Annotated in this window: 2 protein-coding genes; both read left to right on the top strand. The window is 66.0% G+C overall.

Annotated elements, in window-relative coordinates:
* The first annotated feature begins 225 nt into the window (after positions 1-225).
* Positions 226-1,911, top strand: a complete 1,686-nt coding sequence (istA, locus tag D618_RS18830) for an IS21 family transposase (protein ID WP_024360721.1) — start codon at positions 226-228, stop codon at positions 1,909-1,911.
* Positions 1,799-2,548 carry an IS21-like element IS1474 family helper ATPase IstB gene (gene istB / locus D618_RS0117210; RefSeq protein ID WP_003460139.1) on the top strand — a complete coding sequence of 250 codons (750 nt, stop codon included), beginning with the start codon at positions 1,799-1,801 and terminating at the stop codon, positions 2,546-2,548. The genes istA and istB overlap by 113 nt, the downstream gene beginning before the upstream one ends.
* Positions 2,549-2,641: the final 93 nt, after the last annotated feature.

Here is a 2,641-nt window from a genome sequence, read left to right as displayed (position 1 = left end):
TGCGGATTTCGGAGCACCGTGACCGGCCGTTTCGGTTGATCGTGACCGCTCATTTCGCTAACGCGTGACCGCTCATTTCGGTAGCAACGTGACCGATTCTCCGCCTGTTCCGAAACAGGTGGTCACGGCTTACCGAAATCGCCGGTCACGACTTAGCGAAAGCCTTCCCCTTCGTTGCGCATGACCTGATGCGCCGCCATCCTCGACCGATTTCGGGAGAGGAAGATGGCGGCGCCGCGAGTAGCCATGCGAAACATCAAAGAATGTCTGCGCCTCAAGTTTGAGGCCGGCTTGTCCCACGAGAAGATTGCCCGTGCCTTGCAGCTGTCCAAGGGCGTGGTTAGCAAGTACATCGCGGCGGCGCGGGTGGCCGGGCTGGACTGGCCGGCGCTGGTGGCCATGGACGAGGCCGCGCTGGCGGCCGCCTTGTTTGCACCGACGTCGACGAACAAGCCGCGCGGTGAGCGAGTGCTGCCCGATGTGCTGAGCATCCACCGCGAGTTGCGACGCAAGGGCGTGACCTTGCAGCTGCTGTGGGAGGAATATCTCGCCGCGCATGCGGGCCAGCCGACCTACCGCTACACCCAGTTCGTCGAGCACTACCGGCGCTACGCCCAGACGCTCAAACGTTCGATGCGTCAGCTGCACCGTGCGGGCGAGAAGCTATTCATCGACTATGCCGGGCCGACGCTGCCGGTGGTCGACCCGGCCACCGGCGAAGTGCGCCGGGCGCACATCTTCGTCGCCGCCCTGGGCGCCTCGAATTACACCTATGCCTGCGCGACGCCAGGCGAAACCCAGGTGGACTGGCTGACCTCGCTGGGCCAGGCTCTGACCTACTTTGGCGGCGTGCCGGAAATGGTTGTGCCGGACAATCCGCGCGCCCTGGTCGCCCAGCCGGATCGCTACGAGCCGGGCCTGAACCGGGCCACGCTGGAGTGCGCGCGTCATTACCAGACGGTGATCCTGCCGGCACGGCCACGCAAGCCTCAGGACAAGGCCAAGGCCGAGGTGGCGGTGCAGGTGGTCGAGCGCTGGATCATGGCGCGGCTGCGCCATCGGCAGTTCTTCAGCCTGCATGCGCTTAACCAGGCCATCGCCGAGCTGCTGGAGGATCTGAATCGGCGCCCGTTCAAGCGGCTCGATGGCTGCCGGCGCGACTGGTTCGAGCGTCTGGATCGCCCGGCCTTGCGAGCGCTGCCGGTGCATCCCTACGAGGTCGCCACCTTCAAGCGCTGCAAGGTCAGCATCGACTACCACATCGAGGTCAATGGCAGCTTCTACAGCGTGCCCTCCGCCCTGGCCCGGCAGAACGTGGACGTGCGACTGACGGCACACACCCTGGAAGTGCTGCATGGCAACCGGCGGGTGGCCAGCCACCTGCTGCTGGGGCGACGCGGCGCTTACAGTACCCAGCGCGAACACATGCCCGCAGCGCACCAGGCGCATCGTGAGTGGACGCCGCAACGCCTGCTCGACTGGGGCGAGCGGATCGGCCCCTACACGCGCCAACTGATCGATCACCAACTGACCCACAAGCCGCACCCGGAGATGGGCTACCGCGCCTGCCTCGGCCTGCTCTCGCTGGCCCGGCGCTATGGCAATGCACGCCTGGAAGCCGCTGCCGAACGTGCCGTACACCTGCGCGCCTTCACCGGGCGCAGCGTGCGCAACCTGCTCCAGCAAGGCCTGGATCAACAGCCGCTGCCCCAGCGTGCCGCCGAAACGACCTTACCCGGCGACCACGAGAACGTCCGTGGCGCCGACTACTACCAACCCCCGCAACAGGAGCTGTTCGATGATGCCGCAACACACCCTGAATCAACTGCACCAGCTACGCCTGGACGGCATGGCCCGCGCCCTGGAAGAGCAATGGACGCTGCCGGCCAGCCACAGCCTGAGCTTCGATGAACGCCTCGGCCTACTGCTCGACCGCGAACTGGCCTGGCGTGACAACCAGCGCCTGGTACGGCTGCGCAAGAAGGCCAAGCTCAAGTACGCCAACGCCTGCCTGGAAGATCTCGACCGCCGCTCCGGACGCGCCCTGGACGAGCGTCTGATCGCCACCCTGGCCAGTGGCGACTGGATCCGCCAGCAGCACAACCTGCTGCTGACCGGCCCGACCGGTGCCGGCAAAACCTGGCTGGCCTGCGCCCTGGGCAACCAGGCCTGCCGCCAGGGCTATAGCACCCTGTACCTGCGCACCCCGCGCCTGCTGGAACAACTGCGCATCGCTCATGGCGACGGCAGCTTCGGCCGTACCCTGCAACAGCTGGCAAAGGTCGACGTCCTGGTGCTGGACGACTGGGCGCTAGCCCCGCTGGAGGAAGGAGCCCGGCATGACCTGCTGGAGGTGATCGACGACCGCGCTGGCAGCCGCTCCACCATCCTGACGAGCCAACTGCCCATCGAGCACTGGCACGGCTGGATCAACGACCCGACCCTGGCCGATGCCATCCTCGACCGCCTGGTGCACAACGCCTACCGACTGACGATGAAAGGCGAGTCGCTGCGCCGAAAAAAAGCCGAGGAACAAGCCGCATCGTGACCGATGCGATTACAATCCAGAACCCGCGCAACCGGGGTGGAAGCACCGGTCACGTATTAGCGAAACGCTCGGTCACGTTCACCGAAATCCGCA

This window comes from Blastomonas sp. AAP53 (assembly GCF_000331245.1).
Taxonomy (GTDB): domain Bacteria; phylum Pseudomonadota; class Alphaproteobacteria; order Sphingomonadales; family Sphingomonadaceae; genus Blastomonas.
The sequence above is the reverse complement of the archived record's forward strand: the minus strand, read 5'-3'. Positions and strand labels throughout refer to the sequence as shown.